Raw genomic sequence first — 19,971 nt, 5'->3', positions numbered from 1 at the left:
AATTTAAACTGAGCTTAATTATATATTATACTTCATTTATATTGAGCAAACCACAAAAATTTGTTGATTGTACTTTAATTATTGCCCAGCTTAATATAGAGAAAGTAGCGCTTTCGTATAATGATGGCGATCTTCAGAAAATAAATCAGTAATCATAAAATCATCGACAATTTCTCCATCTTTCATAACAACAATACGCTCAACAAATTGATTTAAAAATGCGATATCATGAGAAATCATAATGATGCCGTTGTTTGTTTGATCACAGTAATCTTTCAAAACTTTTATCATTCTTTGTTCAGCGATGACATCTAAGCTCGCTGTTATTTCATCACAGATTAACATATCAGGTTCTAGCATTAACGTGCGTATGGTGTTAAATCGTTGTAACTGACCACCACTTAACTCGTCTGGAAATTTTTGTAATAATGCTTCTTCTAACTGCATGTATGACATTAAATATTTAAGATTTGAGCGAATATCTGATGTTGATTGTGAACCTTTGTAATATCGTAATGGCTCTTCAAGCGCGGTTTGTATTTTGAATTTGGGATTAAAGCTGTCATATGCATGTTGGAATATTGGAAGCATACTTAATCCTTGTGTTGAATAATAACCTTGGTAATCAGTTAATAATCCTAGCATGATATGGGCCAAAGTCGTCTTACCAGAACCGCTTTCACCAACAATACCTAGTTTTTCATTTGGAGATATAGTTAAGTTAATATTTTTTAAAATAGGCGCATTTTTATAAGCAAAGTTAACCTGTTTCAACTTAATCATTTATGCCATCCTTCCTTAACTGACTACGCGCATCAAATAATTTAAGACTATATGGTTTTACATTCCCATCTTTAAATGCTTGTACATGGTTAAAGTCTATGACCTTACCATGTTGAATAACACTAATCCAGTCACTAAAATCGAGCACATGAGATAAATTATGTGTAATCATCAATAAAGTCACCTTATGGACTTCCGCTAAGTGCTTGATTAAATGCATCACATTATAACCAGTGATTGCATCTAATGATGCTGTAGGTTCATCAGCGATAATAACACTTGGCTTTAACATTAAAACACTGGCGATTTGCACCCTTGCAAGTTGACCTCCTGACAAGTTAAATCTATAACGCGGCATCACTGTTTCTGGATCTAAATCCACCCACTTAAGTGCTTGTTTTACAAAATTATTAGCCGTTGTCTTGTCTACCTTATAATGCATTTTATAAATCGCAAGTAATTGCTTACCTAATTTTGTATGATCATTAAAACTATGTGTATAATCCTGAGATATAAATCCAATTTCTTTTCCTAGTAAATTACGCACACCTGTGATGGATTGCCCTTTGTAAACTAGTGAATCAAAATGTGTGGTTAGCATATTAGGAACTTGTTGCACAAGTGCTTTTGCAGTTAAACTTTTTCCAGAACCGCTTTCACCCACCAAAACATTCACTTTACTTTTTCGTAATGCTAAATCAAGTTGATCTACGAGTCTTTGTCCGCTGTTATCTGTGATGGTTAAGTTCGCTATTGATAAAAGGTTACTATTAGCCATCTACATCACGCTTTCTTTTTAAAAGTTTATCTCTCAATGCATCACCAGTTAAATTAAACAATAAAATAGTTAATGTGATTAGAAATGCTGGTACAACCAATAGTAAAGGATATGAACTGATATAATCTCTACCTGCATTTAACATTGCCCCCCACTCTGGTGAAGGTGGTTGTGCACCTAAACCTAGAAATGAGAGTGAAGAAATATAAAGTATAATCTTCCCAAAGTCTACGGTCATTAAAACAATCACAGACGGCATCACTTGTGGGAAAAAATGTTTAAAAATGATACGATGTGTTGGTACATTAAATAGTTTAGCCATTTGAATATATGGTTTCCCTATTTCACTACTTACAATCGAACGTGTCAGTCGCGTGTATGTCATCCATTTTATAACCGTAATTGCTATCACTAAATTCCAAATACTAGGTTTAAAAAAACTTGCCATAGCAATCATTAACACAAATTCTGGAATACTTAATCCTATGTCAATAACACGCATAATTATAGTATCAACAAAGCCTTTTTTATAACCTGCTAAAAGCCCCAATGGTACACCGATTATTACAGTAATTAACAACGTGATTAAACTGATGATTAATGTATATCTAGCACCTATGATTACTCTTGCTAGTAAATCGCGACCATAATCATCTGTACCTAGCCAATGTGAACTACTAGGAAGCTCTAGTGTATGATTCAAATGTACCTCCAAAGCACTATCTGTTGAAATAAAAAATTGGGCAATGATGAGCAACAATACGTATATACCAAACACGTAAAAGATAAAACTGCTTTTATTCATGTCTTTCATTCCATATCACCATCCTGACCGTGGCGTTTTAATGTATCATTGATTTTATTAAAACGACGTTTAGGATCGATCCATAAAAGTAACAAATCACTAATCGTATTGGCTAACACCACAAAGCATCCAATCATGATAACGGCACCTTGTACTACCGGATAGTCCCTCGCTCTAATACTATCCACAAGAAAGTGACCTAGGCCCGGTATACCAAATAAATTTTCAATCACTACCGTACCACCAATTAAACTCCCAACAGACATTCCTAATACAGTAATCACGGGAATAATAGCTGGCTTAAATAAATCTTTCCATAATATATATTGTTCTGACATCCCTCTTAATCTAGCCGCTTCAACTTCTTTAGATTGATACAATTCAACTAAAGTCGAACGCATCAATCTTACATAATATGCACTCATTCCAACACTCAATGCAATGACAGGTAATATATAACCAGCAATGGAATCTAAACCTGATGAAGGAAGTATATTTAATCGTTGTGCAAATATATAAATTAATATCGTTCCTAAAAAGAAGGAAGGCACACTTACTGTAAATGAAGTCAGTATTCTTATCCATGTATCTACCCAAGTATGATAACGCTTAGCTGCTAACATACCCAAAGGAATGGCAACTAGAAATACGATAACTATCGTTAATATTGCAATCGTTAAGGTTGGAGGTGTATAGAAAATCAATTCCTTGATCACAGGTTCACCAGTTTGATAACTGGTACCAAAGTTCAATTGTATTATTTGACCTAACCATTGAAAATATTGCATTACCGGGGATTGATTAAGCCCTAATCGCTCTTTCGTAGCTTCAATTTGATCACTCGAAACATTCGCTACATCTAAGTGCAAAACCTTGTCAACTGGGTCTCCGGGTGTAAGTTTCATTAATATAAAAGTAATAGTAGAAAGGACAAACAATACAATGATCATTTGTCCAATTCTAGAAAGTATCTGTTTTAATATCATTCTTTTTTATCAACCTTATAATCAATAAGATAAATACCTTCTGGTGTTGAAGTTAAATTTTCTACATCCTTATTCATTCCAACGATATTGTCATTGTAAGAAATATAACTGTTTGCGATGTCATCACTTGTAATATCAATGATTTGATTGGTAATGCGATTTCGTTCTTCTTTATCCACTGTTTTATTTAACTCATCTATTAATGCTGTGACCTTATGATTATCATAACCCCCTGCATTAATTGCACCTTTTGGTTTATAAGCTTGGTTAAAGAAATAACCTGTATCTCCTCTAGGGATTGTGCCGAAACTGTAAAGTGAGGCATCCCATTGTTCTTTATCTTTTAAATACCCCTGTATGTCATCCACATTGCGTAATTTGATATCAATATTTGCCTTTTTAGCATCTGACTGAATCACTTGTGCAATTTTAGGTAATTCGGGACGACCATTATACGTAGATATCGTCAGCTTTAATGGGTGTGCTTCACTATATCCAGCATCTTTCATTATTTTCTTAGCTTGCGCAATATCTTGTTTTTGCACATCTTTATTTTCTATAAAGTCGAGTTTATTGTTGAACGGTCCAGTTGCTGGTGTTGCATAACCTTTTGAAACATTATCTGTAATACGCTTGCGATCAATGACTTTATCTAAGGCTTCACGAACCTGCTTTGTCATTTTGTCACTCGTGTGATTATATAATAATAATCCAGTTCTAAAACCAGAGACAGATGAAATTTTTGTCTTGTCACTCTCTTTTAATGATTTAACTTTTTCAACTGGTACATCTGTAATAACATCTGCTTTTCCAGAATCTAAATCACTCGTGCGGGCATTGCCGTCTTCTTGATATGTAACATTGACGTGGTCTAGTTTAGGTTTGCCTTGCCAATAATCTTTATTTCGGTCCAATTGAATTTTCTGTGATTGTTTATAATCTTTGATTTGATATGGACCAGTGCCTACAGGGGTTTTATTGATATCTCCTTTAGCTTTAGTATCATAAATAGCTGAGAATGGGCTAGCTAATTCTGAAATGAGCTCAGGATATGCGGATTTAGTTGTGATTTGCAACTTTTGTCCATCCACTTTGATATCTTTGATTGGTAGTGAACCTTTGACTAAATCACTTTTTTGAATACTTTCCTCCAAGCTAGCTTTAACCGCTTCGCCTGTCACCTTTTTACCGTTTTGGAATTTAATATTATCTTTTAATGTTAAATCTAATTGAGTCGGTGATGTTTGATCATAAGATTTAACTAACAACTTTTGAACTTTGCCATCAGATGTCGCTTTAAACAATGATTCTGCAGCACCTATTTTCACAGGCACATCCGTTTCATATGGTGCGATAGATGTCGTTTTCAAAGGTAACTCTACGTCTAAAGTTTTGCCTTTAGACTCGCTGTTAGAGCCACTACAACCAGCCAAAATCACTGCTGCAGAAGCTAATACTGTGATGATTTTTTTCATAAATATACCTCTTTTCAACAATTTTTATTAAATAATAAACGCATAATCAAAGTTCATCCTCTTTCATTATACTTAGTTTGTACATTTAATTAAACCGCATGCCTCAGTGGTTACTTATTTTTGTACACGCATACTATTACCTGCGAATAACATAATCCATGTAGCAATAATAAACGGTAAGGTAAAGACAGGTAATCCAAATGGTGTTAGCAATGTAATCATGCCTGCATGTATAACCACTGTCAGTAAAACACCAAGTACAATACTCATATACCTTGGAATTCTAGTTTTAAATGCCACGCCTAACGCTAAAACTGTAAGAATGACATTATAACCAAATAAACCGTCATTAATCTGATCATGATTTGCACCGAGTATTGTAACTGCTGCAAAGCCAATAACATTAGCAATCATTGCGTAGCATCCTGCTTTTCTGGAAGCAATAAAAATTCCAATTAAAATGAATGTACCTGCCAAAACACTTTTCAATAAAAAAACTTCACTAAAACCTGATAAAAAGGCACTGATAAAATCGATTTGATGTCCCGAAAATGTAATTTCTTTGACTGTGTTAGGCAATATCTTTACATCTGCATTTACAAATTTGAATTGGAAAGACATCAATAAAACGACCCAGCTTACAAACACATATGGCATCGTTAACATTGGTACACCAAAAGGTTTGAAAAATTCCCTGAATGCAGATCCTAATGGCATTGTTATGACTATTGCAACTAAGACGATCAATAGGCTGTACCATTCAGGTACTAAAAATAACGTTAATGCAATTGCTGTCAATACTGGATTGAACCCTGCTAAACCACTATTAATCTCTTCCTCTGAATAATTCGTATGTTTAGCTAATAATAACGATATTAAACTAGCAATAAGTGCCATTAAACCGACTTTCCAACTACCTACAAATAGGCCTATTAAGATAAATAAACCTGTCCATGCATTGTTCAACAACAAAACCTGCGCGATATTTTTTAATAATATTTGAATCGCATTCACAATGTCACCTGATTTCTATAAAATTTACGTTATTTATCTTATATCATACAACCTATAATTAAAAGTCTTTCAAATTTTACTGAATTTGTTATTTTTGCATTTTTCACTAATGTGTAATTCTTGTAGTTAGCCTAGCAACCCTTTATTATAAAAATGTAGACACTTATACATAAGTGTTGTTTTCAACAGTTTTGGAAAGGGAGTGAACAACGTGCATTTTACACAACGTGAGCAAGATAAATTAATGTTAGTCATTGCATCCGATTTAGCACGTAGACGTCAACAAAGAGGATTAAAATTAAACTATCCTGAAGCAGCTGCTATCATTAGTTTTGAATTATTAGAAGGCGCACGCGATGGGAAATCAGTCGCAGAACTCATGAGTTATGGAAAACAAATATTAAGTGAAGATGATGTCATGGAAGGTGTTGCAGATATGTTAACTGATTTAGAAATTGAAGCAACATTCCCTGATGGTACAAAATTAATTACTGTCCATCATCCGATAGTCTAAAGGAGGATACTTGATGAAACCAGGTGAAATTATTGTTAAGCGTACAGAAATCGATGTTAACAAAGGGCTTCATGCCACAGTCATCACAGTAAAAAACACAGGTGATCGACCTATACAAGTTGGTTCTCACTTTCACTTTTACGAAGTGAATCCTGCTTTAGATTTCAATCGTGAACACGCATATGGCAAACGTTTAGATATACCCGCAGGTGCTGCAGTTCGTTTTGAGCCAGGTGATGAAAAAGAAATTCAATTAGTAGAATATAAAGGAAAACGTAATATTTATGGTTTCCATGGCAAAGTAAATGGTCCGATAGACGAAACCCGTGTAGTTAAACCTGATGATTATACTAAAGACTCAGAAATTATCGATGAAGCTAATTTATCTGAAGATAATGCTAATAAAGAAAGTGGGTATAAAAAATGAGTTTTAAAATGACGCAATCTCAATATACAAGTCTTTATGGCCCAACGATTGGTGATTCAGTTAGACTCGGTGATACAAATTTATTCGCCAAAGTCGAAAAAGATTTTGCTACTTATGGTGACGAAGCTACTTTCGGTGGCGGTAAGTCCATCCGAGACGGTATGGCTCAAAACCCTAACGTAACAAGAGACGATAAAAAAGTTGCAGATTTAGTGATTACTAATGCGTTAATCTTAGATTATGACAAAGTAATCAAAGCAGATATCGGTGTGAAAAATGGGTATATTATGAAAATTGGTAAAGCAGGCAACCCTGATATTATGGATAATGTTGATATTGTTATTGGAGCAACAACTGATGTTATTGCTGCAGAAGGTAAAATCATAACTGCGGGTGCCCTTGATACACACGTCCACTTCATTAACCCAGAACAATCACTCGTTGCACTAGAAAGTGGTACAACGACATTGATTGGCGGAGGTACAGGTGCTTCTGAAGGCTCAAAAGCAACAACCGTTACACCAGGTCCTTGGTATATTCATCGCATGTTAGAAGCGGCAGAACAAATTCCATTAAACGTTGGCTTTACTGGAAAAGGACAAGCCGTTAATCATACGGCTCTCGTAGAACAAATACATGCGGGTGCCATTGGCCTTAAAGTCCACGAAGACTGGGGTGCAACACCATCTGCCTTAGATCATGCTCTACAAGTCGCAGACGACTATGACATTCAAGTAGCCTTACACGCAGATACTTTAAATGAAGCCGGCTTTATGGAAGAAACAATGGCTGCAGTTAAAGACCGTGTGTTACACATGTACCATACAGAAGGCGCTGGTGGCGGACACGCACCTGACTTGATTAAGTCAGCTTCATACTCAAATATTTTACCATCATCCACTAACCCTACGTTGCCTTACACACACAATACCATTGATGAACATTTAGACATGGTTATGATCACACACCATCTTAACGCTTCCATCCCTGAAGATGTCGCTTTTGCTGACTCACGTATTCGTAAAGAAACGATTGCTGCAGAAGACGTATTACAAGACTTAGGGGTATTTAGTATGGTTAGTTCAGACTCTCAAGCTATGGGACGTGTGGGTGAAGTAATTACACGTACATGGCAAGTGGCTCATCGCATGAAAGAACAGCGTGGCGCACTTGAAGGAGACGGTGAATATAACGATAATAATCGAATCAAACGTTATATTGCGAAGTACACAATTAATCCTGCAATCACGCATGGTATTTCAGAATATGTTGGGTCTATTGATGAAGGTAAACTCGCAGATATTGTGATGTGGGACCCAGCGTTCTTCGGTGTTAAACCTGAAGTAGTACTTAAGGGTGGTATGATTAGTACAGCAATCAACGGTGATGCTAATGGTTCTATTCCAATTTCTGAACCGCTCAAATACCGTAATATGTACGGCCAATTAGGTGGTAATATGCAAAGTACTGCCATCACTTTCGTTTCGTCTACAGCTTACGAAAATGATATTGGTAAAAGTTTAGGATTACAACGTAAATTAAGACCAGTTAAAAACATTCGTAATTTATCTAAAGCAGATATGAAAAATAATAACGCTACACCTAAACTAGATGTGGATCCACAAACTTATGAAGTATTTGTCGATGGCGAGAAAATAACAAGTGAACCAGCTACTGAATTGCCACTAACACAACGTTATTTCTTATTTTAGGAGGATAAAGTATGATCATCGAAGAAATTAAAGGTAATATTGCAAATCTTACGCAAAATGAAAAAAACAAACATGTTGAAAAAGTTTACCTTGAAAATTCTGACTTAGTGAAACGTATTCAACGCGTTACAACAGATCATGGTAATGAAATTGGTATTCGTTTAAAACAGCCAATCGATTTACAATATGGTGATATTTTATATCAAGACGATACAAATATGATTATTATAGACGTCAATTCAGAAGATTTATTAGTTATCAAGCCACGCACATTACAAGAAATGGGTGACATTGCACATCAATTAGGTAATCGACATTTGCCAGCACAATTCACAGAAACAGAGATGCTTGTACAATATGACTATCTTGTAGAGGATTTACTGAAAGAATTAGGCATACCCTATAGCCACGAAGATAGAAAAGTAAATCAAGCATTCAGACATATAGGTCATTCACATGATTGATCATGCACATTTGCGCCTTTTTCAATTTTGTGATTCTCAATTTCCAACAGGCGCTTTCAGTCACTCATTCGGACTTGAGACATATATCCAAAGAGATATTGTTCATGATGAAGCATCATTTAAACAATGGCTTGAATTATTCTTAAATGAACAACTTTCGTTTGCTGATGGTTTAACGATGCGTCTCGTCTATGATGCACTCAATCATCAGAACACAGAAAAAATCTTGTATTTAGATAAAATACTTTTTGTACAAAACCTACCTAAAGAAACCAGACAAGGTTCAAAACAAATGGGTAACCGCATGGTCAAATTAGCAGCAGAACTTTATGATAGTGAATGGTTAAAGTGGTATCAAACGCAAAACAAAAATAAAAATGCAAAATTGCATCCTGCGATTTGTTTTACGATGCTCGGTCACCATTTGGGTGTCGATATTGAAATGATTATCGATTACTATTTATACCAAAATGTTTCGAGTTTAACACAAAACGCCGTTCGTGCAATTCCTTTAGGACAAACTGCTGGTCAAAGAATCGTGCATGATATGATTCCCTTTATGAAAAATACGAGAAATCATATTATGACATTAGATGAATCACAACTAGGTATCACTGCACCCGGATTAGAAATCAACCAGATGGAACATGAAAACGTAAACGTAAGAATATTTATATCTTAGGAGGGCATTTAAAATGACAGAGACAGTTAAGATAGGTGTCGGTGGCCCTGTAGGTGCAGGGAAAACACAACTTATCGAAAAATTAGTAAAACAATTATCTAAAGAATTTAGTATCGGAGTCATTACTAACGATATTTATACAAAAGAAGATGAAAAGATTTTAGTTAATTCCGGTGTGTTACCTGCAGACCGCATTATCGGTGTCGAAACAGGCGGCTGCCCACATACAGCAATTCGTGAAGATGCTTCAATGAACTTTGCTGCAATCGATGAATTAAAAGAGCGCAATGACGATATCGATTTAATCTTTATCGAATCTGGCGGTGACAACCTTGCTGCGACCTTCAGCCCAGAGTTAGTCGATTTTTCTATTTATATTATCGACGTTGCCCAAGGGGAAAAAATTCCTCGTAAAGGCGGACAAGGCATGATTAAATCTGATTTCTTTGTAATTAACAAAACCGATTTAGCTCCATATGTTGGTGCTTCATTAGAACGTATGGCCGAAGATACAGAAACATTCCGAGGCAAAAGACCATTTGCATTTACTAATCTTAAAACAGATGAAGGCTTAGATAAGGTTATCGAATGGATAGATCAAGACGTCTTTCTTAAAGGTTTAGCTTAATGGCCGATGCACAACAAAAATGGACTGGCATATTAGATTTAACCATTTTTAATAATGGTAGAAAATCTGTAGCGCGTAATATCTTTTTTGAAAAAGCATTAAAAGTCATACGCCCAGTCTACTTAAACGGCTCAGATATACCTACATTTTATATTGTAAATGTAGGCGGTGGTTATTTAGATGGTGACCGTTACAAGATGGATTTTACAGCAGAAGAAAATGCACATGTGACGCTAACTTCACAAGGTGCGACAAAAATTTATAAAACATTAAATGATCATGTCGAACAATATCAAAATTTTACCATTAAAGATAATGGTTATATTGAATATGTCGGCGATCCTATAATTGCATTTGAAAACGCCAAATTTTTCCAACAAAATACGTTTAATTTAAGTGCAAGCGGTTCACTGTTCTATACAGATATACTGACACCTGGTTATTCAAAAGAAGACAAAGCCTTCACATACACATATATGCATCTGCTTAATGAAATTTATGTTGATAATGAACTCGTAACTTTTGATAATTTGTTACTTGATCCAACTAAAAATAAGGTTGATGGCCTAGGATATATGGAAGACTATACACATTTAGGCTCATGTTATTTCATACATCCTGAAGTAAATCAATCCTTTATTGATGATGTATATGATCACATCAAGCATTATCAAAAAGTATATAATTGCCGTGTTGGCATTACGCAACTGCCAACACATGGTTTCAGTATTCGAATTCTATCAAATAAAACACAAATTATTGAGCGCATTTTAAATGCAGTTCAAACGTATGTTGTACATCAAATCTTTGATAGAGAAGTCAATTTCTTAAGAAAATATTAATTTTCATTGTGCCAAATATCAAACAACCACCTTCACGTCAAAAATAATAAGACTTACAAATTAACTTATACAAAAGAGAACTAATCCATACAAAAGATGGATTAGTTCTCTTTTTATACAACATATTGATTTTGACCGTGCCTGACTGAGGCTATCATTTATATCATCAGAGCCAGTCAGTTTCTGCTAATTTAACATTCAGAGGCTGCGACAAAGTGCTCCGTTCCAGCCTCCTCTATTGCACATCTAAAATGTTTGTGTTTGGGCCAGCTATTTGCAATACCTTATCAACACGTATTATTTAAATAGCTTTTTTACCATTCATTTAAACAATATTTAGCAACCATACGATACTAATTACTAACAATATAATTGTCGCAATGTAAATCGCTAGCTTTTGTCCTTTTTTTAATGATTTTTCTTCATGTGTAAACAAGCTAAATAATGATCCATCTTTCCCCATCAGCAGTGCAATAGAATAAATCAATAATATAATCGCTATTATCAGTAACAACAATGCCACATAAACCATTTGCGATTGGCTCCTTTCGGATTTCAATAATTATCATTTCTTATACGTACCTGCTAGCTTAACATTTACACTATAAAAATATATAGCTATTTTCATATGATATTTTACAAATCTTGTAATGATTTACCTTGTTTTTTTATTCGTCTCACCTTAAATGGTGCATAAATTAATACGATTATAATAATGATTCCCATATAACCAATTACTGGATAGAAAAATGTCATTAAATCTGTAAAACCTGCAAAACTAATTGCAAAACCGATTAAAGTGAATATCGTATAAAATATTTTAAATTGTTTCGTTTCAATTTCAGTGAAACGTGTAGCTAATGAGTAAAACATACCTAGGCATGTGTTAAAAATCATTAAATAAATAACAATTGACATGAATACGCCTAATATAGGTGAAATATCATTGACTAATCCTAACATTGGTAACGGCAAGTGACCAACTGTTTCAATCTTAGAAAAAATTGCCAAATGGCTGATCATAATCATTAAACCTAATACTATACCGCCAACTAAACCACCCCATGCCGCTACTTTACTATTTTTCTCATTACCTCCCATGACAATTGACATTGATGCACCTAACCCTACATTAAGTGAGACATAATTCACACCTGCGATAAACCAATGTGGAACAGCTGAGGTATGACTTTTAGCCAATGTATCCAATTCACTAAATGAACCTGACATCGTAAATAAACAATATATCGCAACGATAACAATAAAGATAATCAATAGTGGCGTAATGTTACCAATCACTTTTACAACGTTATCCACACGTAACATTCCAAATACAAGTACTAAGATAACCATAAGAGCGGTACCGTACACAGCTGGTATGCCAAATTGTTGTTCAAAATTCGAACCTCCACCTGCAAGCATAACGACACCAAATCCAAATAAGGCAATAATGAGCACAATGTCTACTAACCATGCAATAACTTTGCCAAACATTGTACCACCAGTCAATTTATGTATCACGTCGTTATGTCCTTCAGCTTTAAATATACTACCTAGCCAAACTAACATCATACCTACGTAAGCGAATAACACGGTAGAAACAATTCCCGCGAGTATACCTAACGTTCCAAAGCTAGTAAAATACTGTAGTATTTCTTGACCTGAGGCAAACCCTGCACCCACGATGATACCAATGAATGCACTACCTATTAAAAATATCCTTTTCATATAAATCCCCTTCGCTAAAGTTACATTGAATTTCATTTATAAACATTTACAAATGTCTATAACAATACTTTGCTCGCTTGCATCTTTGATATTGAAATAGGATGAACGAGCTTAAAATATGTTTGTGGTTTTCACAGAACCTTAAGTCTGTACCCCTTTTTCCTAGTCACCCAAACCTTTGTTACCTACCGAATTCTGTTTAAATTCAAAATTTTTATATCTTTTATTTTAAATTTATAAATACTGATATAAACTTAAAACATCCAAAATGCAAGCGTTTACATTTTTTATAATAACTTACTTACATTTGTTTATCAATGCTCACATTTTTAATAATTAATGCTGAATTATGCTTAGATTCAATCAAAATACTAACTTAAACTGTTTAATGTTGTTACAATAATATAGGTTACTATTAATTTTTACTCGAGGAGTGATTTTGTGGCAGAGGAATACATTTATAAAAACACCGTGCAACCATCTTGGATAGATAATAATAACCATATGCATGATGCACAATATTATTCCATTTTCAGTGATGTTGTCGTTGGCTTTTTTGAATCAGTCGACTTATATGTTTCTTATCGACAAACACATGAAATTACCATTTTTAGTTTGGAGGCACATATTTCATTTTTAAAAGAACTTGTGTTAGATGATGCCTTTTATGTTAAAGTACATATTTATGATTATGATGCGAAAAGAGTACATTTATTCCTGACAATGTATAATGACAATGATGAGCGTATTGCTACATATGAAGTTATCATGATAGGTGTTAGTAAAGTTACACGTCGGAGCATGGCGTTCCCTCAACCTATACTAGAGAAAATACAAGCAGCTTTTAATATGCAAACGCCGTTTAATCCGCCATCACAACTAGGACACGTTATTGGTATACCTAGAAAATAAAAAAAGAAAAGTAGAACGGAGATGCTAACTTCCATTTCTGTTCTACTTTCTTTATTTTAAATAAGCTATTATATTGTTAGGCTTTAAACATGTAGTAAAGACTTTCTTTTGTATAAAGTAAATGTTTTTCATACGCTTCGTCACATTGATAATTCAAATCAATTAAATAACTTATATTTAAATTGATTGTTTGAGCAATTAAACTACGTACAAAAAACTCCGCTTCGACATCTCGCATTTCACCACAACGTATCATCTTATTGATTATCGGCTTTAAATGAGCAACTAAACGCTTATTAAATATTTCTAATAAAACTGATTGAAATGTTTTACTTGTCATAGCCTCATTAAAGAATATCTTTATCAGCATTCTATTTTCATAAATAAATTGAGAACGATTGTCCACAAATGTATTTATAAATATTTCCAAGTTGCTTGCACGATTCAATTCACTTAAGAATTCTTCTGCTACAGTTGGCGCTATATTATCTTTTATGATAGGCACTAAACCTGCATATAACAATGCTTCTTTATTTTTAAACTGTTTGTATACTGTACCTTCAGCAACACCTGCCCGCTTCGCAATATCACTTGTACTTGTTTGACTATAGCCTTTTTCACTAAAGAGTACGAGGGCACTTTCAATCACTGAACGTTGCTTTTCAGTTAAATGTTCTAACTTAGGTACAATTTCTTCCACAATATCTTTAATATTTCGATTCATTTTTGATACCACCTATATTTAAACTTTTCTATAACGCTTCATGCCTAAAATATTCAATATCAAGAGCACTACAAAAATACCAAATAATATACATAAATTGATATAAATATCTTGTATACCAAATCCTTTAATCATGACATCTTGCATAGCTTGCCCCGTATAGAATAGTGGCATCAAATGTGCAAAGTATTGCAACCCCATATTCATCGACGATATTGGTATTAATCCTGCAAATAGCACTTGCGGTACAATTACAAGTGGTATAAATTGGATCATTTGAAATTCTGATGATGCAAAAGTAGACAGCAGTATACCGAAAGTTAAAGCTACGAGGGCCGTTAATACCGTTGTAGCTAAGACAAGCCAAATCGAACCTGCAACAGCTATATTTAACACATATATGGCATATATAACTACTACAAAGGTTTGTATCACGCTAAAAATACCATAACCCATTATATAACCATAAATAATATGACTGCGCTTAATTGGTGAAGACAACAACCGTTCCAACGTCCCTGAAGTTCTCTCTTTTAATAAACCGATGCCAGAAATTAAAAAAGTGAAGAAGAATACGAAAAATCCTATTAAAATGGGATTAATTGTATCAAAATATGTAGCATCTTTATCCCCATATAAATAATGTGTATTAACTTTTGTTGGCTTGCTGATATTTTGCTGATTATCTGTCATACTTTGACCTGAATTAGCATTATCAGGCATTTGCGATTGAACTTCCTCAAGTGCCTTTTTTAATGATTCTGTATTTTCTTTCATTTGAGTCATATTATGATTGGTTAACCATTTTTGGTTTGTAGAAGCCATGATGCCCTTATCAGTTGGATTATCATTAGCAAAAGTGACTTCTAGCTCATTATTTTGCATATACATAAAACCAGTCAATTGATCTTCTTTTATTTTATCATCTATATTTTTATGGTCCTTAAAATTTTCTATCGTAATATCTTGTGACTGTAATTCATCCTTCAGTGATGCAGGAATATCATGAACGCCTACTTTTACACCATTCGAGTTATCTGAAACTGTAAATATATAATACAGTAATGTTAATATTAGCAAAGGTGCTACTAGTAATAACATTAACGTACGTATGTCTCTGATTGTTTGTTTGAAAATTCGTTTAGTAATATAAAATGCATTCATATTTAGTCCTCCATTTTCAAAAACACATCTTCAATTGATTCAGCTTGATATTGCGTTTTAATATCTTGTGGTGATCCTATTGCAATAATTTCACCATGATTCATAAGTAATAGTCTGTCACAACGTGTTGCTTCATCTAATACGTGAGTTGTGACTAGAATACTTTTCCCTTCTTTTTTGGCTGCATCCAAATCCCTCCATACCGCTTGTCTAAGTTTAGGATCAATTCCAACAGTTGGTTCATCTAGTATCAATATTTGTGGATCTTGTAGAAAACTAATAGCCAAAGACAACCTACGTTTCATGCCGCCAGAATAGGTAGATACCTTTTTATCTAATGCTTCTTGAAGTTTTACCATATCACTACAAATTTCCACGCGTTTTTTGATGTCTTTTCTTTTTTTTATATATATACTTCCAAAAAATTCTAGGTTTTCTCTCCCCGTCAAATCTGTGTAAAGTGCATCACTTTGAGCCATATATCCAATGTCACCTAAAATTTTTCTATTGGGCATTTCAACTCCATTTATCATTACCCAACCTACATCAATACGTTCCATTCCTAACATGCATTGGATTAGCGTTGTTTTTCCAGTTCCAGACGGACCAATTAATCCAACGATTTCACCTTTTTCAAAAGCAACATTTATATCTTCTAATACTTGTTTATTACTAAAAGATTTACTTAAATTATTCACTTCAATCATTTCTACACCCCACTTCACAAATAGTGAGTATACACTCACTTTGTTGTTATATTACACTTCTAAATATAAAATGTCAAAATCATAATATGTTGATATTACTTTGACATTTTGCTATTTAGCTGTTAACTTTAAATAGAACGGTCATTCTACTAAGAAGAAAGTGTGAGACGATTGTCACAAAAGCGACAAGATATATTATCAACTGCTGAAAGGTTATTTTATGAGTATGGGTTTCGTGGTATCGGCTTAAAGCAAATTATACAAGAAGCCAATGTAGCTACGATGACTTTATATAATCATTTTGAATCTAAAGACAATTTAGTTGAGGCGGTGTTAAAACAACGTGAATCTAGATATTGGCATTATTTAGACACTTATGTTGAAAAACAACCACACCAACCTTTTATTTCTGCAGTCAAAGCACATTGTCAGTGGCTTAATGATCATTCTTATAAGGGTGATATGTTTATGAGGGCTATCGAAGATTATGCGAATACAGATAACGAAATTGAAAATATTGCTAGAGGACATAAACAAAAGTTGTTAAATTACTTAGAGCAATTGGCAAATAATGCTGGTATCGTCAATGGATTGGATTTGGCAATTCAATTCACACTATTACTTGAAGGAACAACCTCAATGACAGCATTACTAGGTTCAAAAAAAGCTACATCGCACGCCATAACTATGGCTGATTTACTACTTAACGAAGCACACAAAGAAATTTAATTCTTAAACGAGCATGAGCATCTTACTTTATATACTCATCTCGTATTTTTTTAAAATTAAAATAGAATGAACATTCTATCTACTAAAGGAGAAATTTATAGTGAAATTTTCTAAACTTGTATTTCCTGGTATAGCTATGATAGCAACAACCTATGGTTTAGGACGTTTTAGTTTTGGTTTGTTTTTACCTGAAGTAACCACTGATTTACATTTATCTGCATCACAATCAGGGATTATTTCCTCATTATTTTATTTATCCTATTGTTTTACAATTATCTTTTCAACATTACAAACTGATAAAATTGGCCCTAAACGTATGATTATATTAGCAGGAATCTCTGTACTAATAGGTTTATTAGGGATAGGCATTTCAACAAGCGCAATCGTTTTATCTATCGGTGTCATCTTTGCCGGTGCGAGTACTGGACTCATTTCACCTCCATATGGCTACACCATTTCTTTATGGATTAAAGTGCATGAACAAGGAAAAGCAAATACTTGGATTAATTCTGGCACAAGTATTGGCCTTATGTTTACGGGTATAACAGCCATGTTCACTTTTATAGATTGGCGACAAACTTATTTTATCTATGCGATATTGGCACTTATCGTTTTACTTTGGAACTATCTCATCATTCCATCATTAAAGCAAAATATTAAAATTCATACAGGTTCATTTAACATTCGTGATATTTCAGCTAGTACACGTATCACGACTGCTTCTATATTATTAGGTGTATCTACTGCAACCTTTTGGACATTTTCCAAATCATTTGTTCAAAATACTGGTAATTATTCTGATATTGCACTTTCACTCTTTTGGATTTTGATAGGATTATTCGGCATGATAGGTGGCATATCAGGTGCAATTATTGATAAACGCGGACTTCGTTATGCATTTAATTTAGGTGTTATAGCACTTGCCATCGCAACAATCGCCCTTGCTTTCACACCCAAAATTTGGATTATTCCCTTTGTATCTGCTGCACTATTTGGCATGAGTTATATATTCTTAACTGGCGTACTTTTAGTTTGGGGAATTAAAATATTTGTTAAAAATGCCTCTTTAGGTATAGGCATACCCTTCTTAATGTTAGCTATTGGACAAGTGATTGGATCTACTTTTGCAGGATTATTTATAGATACGTTTAATTTTATGTTTACATTTATGATATACGGTTTAATTGGTTTTATTCCCCTACTTATTTATCCTAAAGTTGAAGCTCTCGAGAGCAAATTACCAGAAGGAGATTACAGTCAGCTACAACAGCAAAACGCCGAAGTTTTAAATCATGAAAATATGGATGATACACACGATCAATATGCGCATGATCAACATTACTAATATATAAAATTGCCTAGGAAATAATGATCCTAATCGAATGAACAGACTTGGCCTATAAAGTTCCCCATGAATATTGTTACATATTAATATTCGTGGGGACATATTATTGTTATAAACATAAAATTAATCCTTACTTTCTTAGTAAGGATACTTGAAAATAAAAAAATGCTCTTGTATAGTAATAATTATCAGAAAATTCAAATATATAGGAGGGACAATGTATGTCTCAAAATCATTGGCATTTAGATACTTTATCGATTCATGCGGGTCAAGAGGTAGACGCATTCTCAAAATCACGAGCAGTACCGATTTATCAGACCTCAAGTTACGTGTTCGATGATACAGAACATGCAAGAAAACTTTTTTCACTAGAAGAACCCGGAAACATTTACACCAGAATTATGAATCCTACACAAAACGTTTTTGAAGAACGCATTGCTGCACTTGAAGGTGGTGTCGGTGCACTAGCCACATCTTCTGGACAAGCTGCAATTCACTTAGCTTTATTAAATATTGTTGAAAGCGGCGATGAAATTGTAGCATCTTCAAATCTTTATGGTGGTACCTACAACTTATTTAATGTCACTTTCAAAAAACTGGGCATTAAAGTACACTTTGTGGATCCAAGTAATCCCGAAAATTTCAAAGCAGCCTTAACGGATAAAACCAAAGCAGTTTATGCCGAAACAATTGGTAATCCTAGAATAGACGTCTTAGATATTGAAAAAGTTGCTCATATTGCGCATGACCACGAGATACCTTTAATTGTTGATAACACTTTCCCAACTCCGTATTTATTACGTCCATTTGAGTATGGCGCTGATATTGTGATACACTCAGCCACAAAATTTATAGGAGGCCATGGCACTTCCATTGGTGGCATCATCGTCGATAGTGGTAAATTCAATTGGGATAATGGAAAATTCCCTGGTTTAGTCGAACCGGATCCAAGTTATCATGGTGTTTCATATGCAAATGATGTAGGCGAAGCTGCTTATATTACAAAAGCACGCGTACAATTATTACGTGATCTTGGTTCTGCTGTTTCACCGTTTAATGTACATGAATTTCTAATTGGCTTAGAAACGTTACATCTTCGTTTAGAACGTCATTCAGAAAATGCACTTAAAGTCGCACAGTTTCTTGAAGAACATCCTAAAGTTTCTTGGGTGAATTACCCTGGCTTGGAAAGTAATGCATATCATAATCTTGCTAAAAAATATTTACCTAATGGCCAAGGCGCAATTTTAACCTTTGGTGTGGATGGTTCAGTTAAAGATATTGCCAAATTTGTTGAATCTTTAAATTTATTCTCACATTTAGCAAATGTAGGCGATTCAAAATCATTAGTTATTCATCCAGCTAGTACGACTCATTTACAACTTTCACCTGAAGAACAACAATCATCTGGTGTCTTACCAGAATTAGTAAGATTATCAATTGGTACTGAAAATATTGACGATATTATTTCAGATCTTGAACAAGGATTACAAATATTATAAAGATATCTGCATGCCTTTAAAAAATCTAATTCATTCAAAATGATTATGGC

Annotated in this window: 22 protein-coding genes; 11 read left to right on the top strand and 11 right to left on the bottom strand. The window is 34.0% G+C overall.

Going from position 1 to position 19,971, the window contains the following annotated elements:
- Positions 1-90: 90 nt before the first annotated feature.
- From KA830_RS00620 to yut, 6 genes are all read right to left on the bottom strand, one after another.
- The gene (locus tag KA830_RS00620) at positions 91-783 is read right to left on the bottom strand and encodes an ABC transporter ATP-binding protein (protein ID WP_064209216.1); all 693 of its coding nucleotides are present in this window, start codon (positions 781-783) and stop codon (positions 91-93) included.
- Positions 776-1,561: an ATP-binding cassette domain-containing protein gene (locus KA830_RS00615; protein ID WP_204179952.1), complete on the bottom strand. Its 786-nt coding sequence runs from the start codon at positions 1,559-1,561 to the stop codon at positions 776-778. Before KA830_RS00615 ends, KA830_RS00620 begins: the two co-directional genes overlap by 8 nt.
- A complete protein-coding gene (gene nikC, locus KA830_RS00610; protein ID WP_204179951.1) occupies positions 1,554-2,375 on the bottom strand; it encodes a nickel transporter permease in 822 nt (273 codons plus the stop codon). The genes KA830_RS00615 and nikC overlap by 8 nt, the downstream gene beginning before the upstream one ends.
- Positions 2,372-3,352 (bottom strand): nickel ABC transporter permease, encoded by a 981-nt coding sequence (nikB, locus tag KA830_RS00605; protein WP_046206696.1) that lies wholly within the window; start codon positions 3,350-3,352, stop codon positions 2,372-2,374. The genes nikC and nikB overlap by 4 nt, the downstream gene beginning before the upstream one ends.
- Positions 3,349-4,827, bottom strand: coding sequence for a nickel ABC transporter substrate-binding protein (gene nikA / locus KA830_RS00600; protein ID WP_204179950.1), 1,479 nt, complete (start codon positions 4,825-4,827; stop codon positions 3,349-3,351). Before nikA ends, nikB begins: the two co-directional genes overlap by 4 nt.
- A 114-nt stretch (positions 4,828-4,941) precedes the next feature.
- On the bottom strand, positions 4,942-5,841 hold the full coding sequence (gene yut, locus KA830_RS00595) for an urea transporter (RefSeq protein WP_064209211.1): 900 nt from the start codon (positions 5,839-5,841) through the stop codon (positions 4,942-4,944).
- Positions 5,842-6,052: 211 nt separating this feature from the next.
- Between yut and KA830_RS00590 the strand changes: the two genes are divergently transcribed.
- The 7 genes from KA830_RS00590 to KA830_RS00560 are packed head-to-tail and all read left to right on the top strand — an operon-like array spanning position 6,053 to position 11,110.
- The gene (locus KA830_RS00590) at positions 6,053-6,355 is read left to right on the top strand and encodes an urease subunit gamma (protein ID WP_046206693.1); all 303 of its coding nucleotides are present in this window, start codon (positions 6,053-6,055) and stop codon (positions 6,353-6,355) included.
- A 13-nt stretch (positions 6,356-6,368) separates the two neighbouring features.
- Positions 6,369-6,782: an urease subunit beta gene (locus tag KA830_RS00585; RefSeq protein WP_070658020.1), complete on the top strand. Its 414-nt coding sequence runs from the start codon at positions 6,369-6,371 to the stop codon at positions 6,780-6,782.
- Positions 6,779-8,494, top strand: a complete 1,716-nt coding sequence (ureC, locus tag KA830_RS00580; protein ID WP_073344369.1) for an urease subunit alpha — start codon at positions 6,779-6,781, stop codon at positions 8,492-8,494. The genes KA830_RS00585 and ureC overlap by 4 nt, the downstream gene beginning before the upstream one ends.
- A gap of 11 nt (positions 8,495-8,505) precedes the next feature.
- Positions 8,506-8,958: an urease accessory protein UreE gene (gene ureE / locus KA830_RS00575; protein ID WP_064209209.1), complete on the top strand. Its 453-nt coding sequence runs from the start codon at positions 8,506-8,508 to the stop codon at positions 8,956-8,958.
- Positions 8,951-9,640, top strand: a complete 690-nt coding sequence (locus KA830_RS00570) for an urease accessory protein UreF (RefSeq protein ID WP_046206689.1) — start codon at positions 8,951-8,953, stop codon at positions 9,638-9,640. Before ureE ends, KA830_RS00570 begins: the two co-directional genes overlap by 8 nt.
- 13 nt (positions 9,641-9,653) lie before the next feature.
- Positions 9,654-10,268, top strand: coding sequence for an urease accessory protein UreG (gene ureG / locus KA830_RS00565; protein WP_046206688.1), 615 nt, complete (start codon positions 9,654-9,656; stop codon positions 10,266-10,268).
- Entirely contained in the window at positions 10,268-11,110 is an 843-nt protein-coding gene (locus KA830_RS00560; RefSeq protein WP_073344378.1) for an urease accessory protein UreD, read from the top strand. Before ureG ends, KA830_RS00560 begins: the two co-directional genes overlap by 1 nt.
- A gap of 325 nt (positions 11,111-11,435) precedes the next feature.
- Here KA830_RS00560 and KA830_RS00555 read toward each other — a convergent pair whose 3' ends face one another.
- Both KA830_RS00555 and KA830_RS00550 read right to left on the bottom strand, forming a co-directional pair.
- Positions 11,436-11,642, bottom strand: a complete 207-nt coding sequence (locus KA830_RS00555; protein ID WP_046206686.1) for a hypothetical protein — start codon at positions 11,640-11,642, stop codon at positions 11,436-11,438.
- Positions 11,643-11,746: 104 nt separating this feature from the next.
- Complete coding sequence (locus KA830_RS00550) at positions 11,747-12,838, bottom strand: YkvI family membrane protein (RefSeq protein WP_204179947.1); 1,092 nt, start codon at positions 12,836-12,838, stop codon at positions 11,747-11,749.
- A 441-nt stretch (positions 12,839-13,279) separates the two neighbouring features.
- Between KA830_RS00550 and KA830_RS00545 the strand changes: the two genes are divergently transcribed.
- Positions 13,280-13,750, top strand: a complete 471-nt coding sequence (locus KA830_RS00545; protein ID WP_046206684.1) for a thioesterase family protein — start codon at positions 13,280-13,282, stop codon at positions 13,748-13,750.
- 76 nt (positions 13,751-13,826) lie between these two features.
- On the opposite strand, the gene KA830_RS00540 is transcribed toward KA830_RS00545, so the two are convergent.
- The 3 genes from KA830_RS00540 to KA830_RS00530 are packed head-to-tail and all read right to left on the bottom strand — an operon-like array spanning position 13,827 to position 16,345.
- Entirely contained in the window at positions 13,827-14,474 is a 648-nt protein-coding gene (locus KA830_RS00540; protein ID WP_204179946.1) for a TetR/AcrR family transcriptional regulator, read from the bottom strand.
- Between the two features lie 18 nt (positions 14,475-14,492).
- A complete protein-coding gene (locus tag KA830_RS00535; RefSeq protein ID WP_046206682.1) occupies positions 14,493-15,638 on the bottom strand; it encodes an ABC transporter permease in 1,146 nt (381 codons plus the stop codon).
- A gap of 2 nt (positions 15,639-15,640) precedes the next feature.
- The gene (locus KA830_RS00530; protein WP_204179945.1) at positions 15,641-16,345 is read right to left on the bottom strand and encodes an ABC transporter ATP-binding protein; all 705 of its coding nucleotides are present in this window, start codon (positions 16,343-16,345) and stop codon (positions 15,641-15,643) included.
- A gap of 171 nt (positions 16,346-16,516) precedes the next feature.
- Here KA830_RS00530 and KA830_RS00525 point away from each other — a divergent pair, with 171 nt between their 5' ends.
- The 3 genes from KA830_RS00525 (at position 16,517) to KA830_RS00515 (ending at position 19,921) form a co-directional block, all read left to right on the top strand.
- Positions 16,517-17,074 (top strand): TetR/AcrR family transcriptional regulator, encoded by a 558-nt coding sequence (locus KA830_RS00525; protein ID WP_019468982.1) that lies wholly within the window; start codon positions 16,517-16,519, stop codon positions 17,072-17,074.
- Positions 17,075-17,174: 100 nt separating this feature from the next.
- Complete coding sequence (locus tag KA830_RS00520; protein WP_073344391.1) at positions 17,175-18,419, top strand: MFS transporter; 1,245 nt, start codon at positions 17,175-17,177, stop codon at positions 18,417-18,419.
- Positions 18,420-18,640: 221 nt separating this feature from the next.
- Complete coding sequence (locus tag KA830_RS00515) at positions 18,641-19,921, top strand: homocysteine synthase (RefSeq protein WP_210134049.1); 1,281 nt, start codon at positions 18,641-18,643, stop codon at positions 19,919-19,921.
- Positions 19,922-19,971 lie beyond the last annotated feature (50 nt).

The organism is Staphylococcus sp. GDY8P119P (assembly GCF_017892075.1).
Taxonomy (GTDB): domain Bacteria; phylum Bacillota; class Bacilli; order Staphylococcales; family Staphylococcaceae; genus Staphylococcus; species Staphylococcus ureilyticus.
This window is presented reverse-complemented; position numbering and strand designations above follow the sequence as displayed.

Excerpts from the sequence above, each read along its gene's own strand:
- KA830_RS00540 (WP_204179946.1), bottom strand. The coding sequence starts at position 14,474 with ATGAATCGAAATATTAAAGATATTGTGGAAGAAATTGTACCTAAGTTA.
- KA830_RS00585 (WP_070658020.1), top strand. The coding sequence starts at position 6,369 with ATGAAACCAGGTGAAATTATTGTTAAGCGTACAGAAATCGATGTTAAC.
- ureG (WP_046206688.1), top strand. The coding sequence starts at position 9,654 with ATGACAGAGACAGTTAAGATAGGTGTCGGTGGCCCTGTAGGTGCAGGG.
- KA830_RS00515 (WP_210134049.1), top strand. The coding sequence starts at position 18,641 with ATGTCTCAAAATCATTGGCATTTAGATACTTTATCGATTCATGCGGGT.
- KA830_RS00530 (WP_204179945.1), bottom strand. The coding sequence starts at position 16,345 with ATGATTGAAGTGAATAATTTAAGTAAATCTTTTAGTAATAAACAAGTA.
- KA830_RS00570 (WP_046206689.1), top strand. The coding sequence starts at position 8,951 with ATGATTGATCATGCACATTTGCGCCTTTTTCAATTTTGTGATTCTCAA.
- KA830_RS00555 (WP_046206686.1), bottom strand. The coding sequence starts at position 11,642 with ATGGTTTATGTGGCATTGTTGTTACTGATAATAGCGATTATATTATTG.
- KA830_RS00535 (WP_046206682.1), bottom strand. The coding sequence starts at position 15,638 with ATGAATGCATTTTATATTACTAAACGAATTTTCAAACAAACAATCAGA.
- KA830_RS00560 (WP_073344378.1), top strand. The coding sequence starts at position 10,268 with ATGGCCGATGCACAACAAAAATGGACTGGCATATTAGATTTAACCATT.
- nikB (WP_046206696.1), bottom strand. The coding sequence starts at position 3,352 with ATGATATTAAAACAGATACTTTCTAGAATTGGACAAATGATCATTGTA.
- nikC (WP_204179951.1), bottom strand. The coding sequence starts at position 2,375 with ATGAAAGACATGAATAAAAGCAGTTTTATCTTTTACGTGTTTGGTATA.
- KA830_RS00615 (WP_204179952.1), bottom strand. The coding sequence starts at position 1,561 with ATGGCTAATAGTAACCTTTTATCAATAGCGAACTTAACCATCACAGAT.
- KA830_RS00550 (WP_204179947.1), bottom strand. The coding sequence starts at position 12,838 with ATGAAAAGGATATTTTTAATAGGTAGTGCATTCATTGGTATCATCGTG.
- ureC (WP_073344369.1), top strand. The coding sequence starts at position 6,779 with ATGAGTTTTAAAATGACGCAATCTCAATATACAAGTCTTTATGGCCCA.
- nikA (WP_204179950.1), bottom strand. The coding sequence starts at position 4,827 with ATGAAAAAAATCATCACAGTATTAGCTTCTGCAGCAGTGATTTTGGCT.
- KA830_RS00620 (WP_064209216.1), bottom strand. The coding sequence starts at position 783 with ATGATTAAGTTGAAACAGGTTAACTTTGCTTATAAAAATGCGCCTATT.
- ureE (WP_064209209.1), top strand. The coding sequence starts at position 8,506 with ATGATCATCGAAGAAATTAAAGGTAATATTGCAAATCTTACGCAAAAT.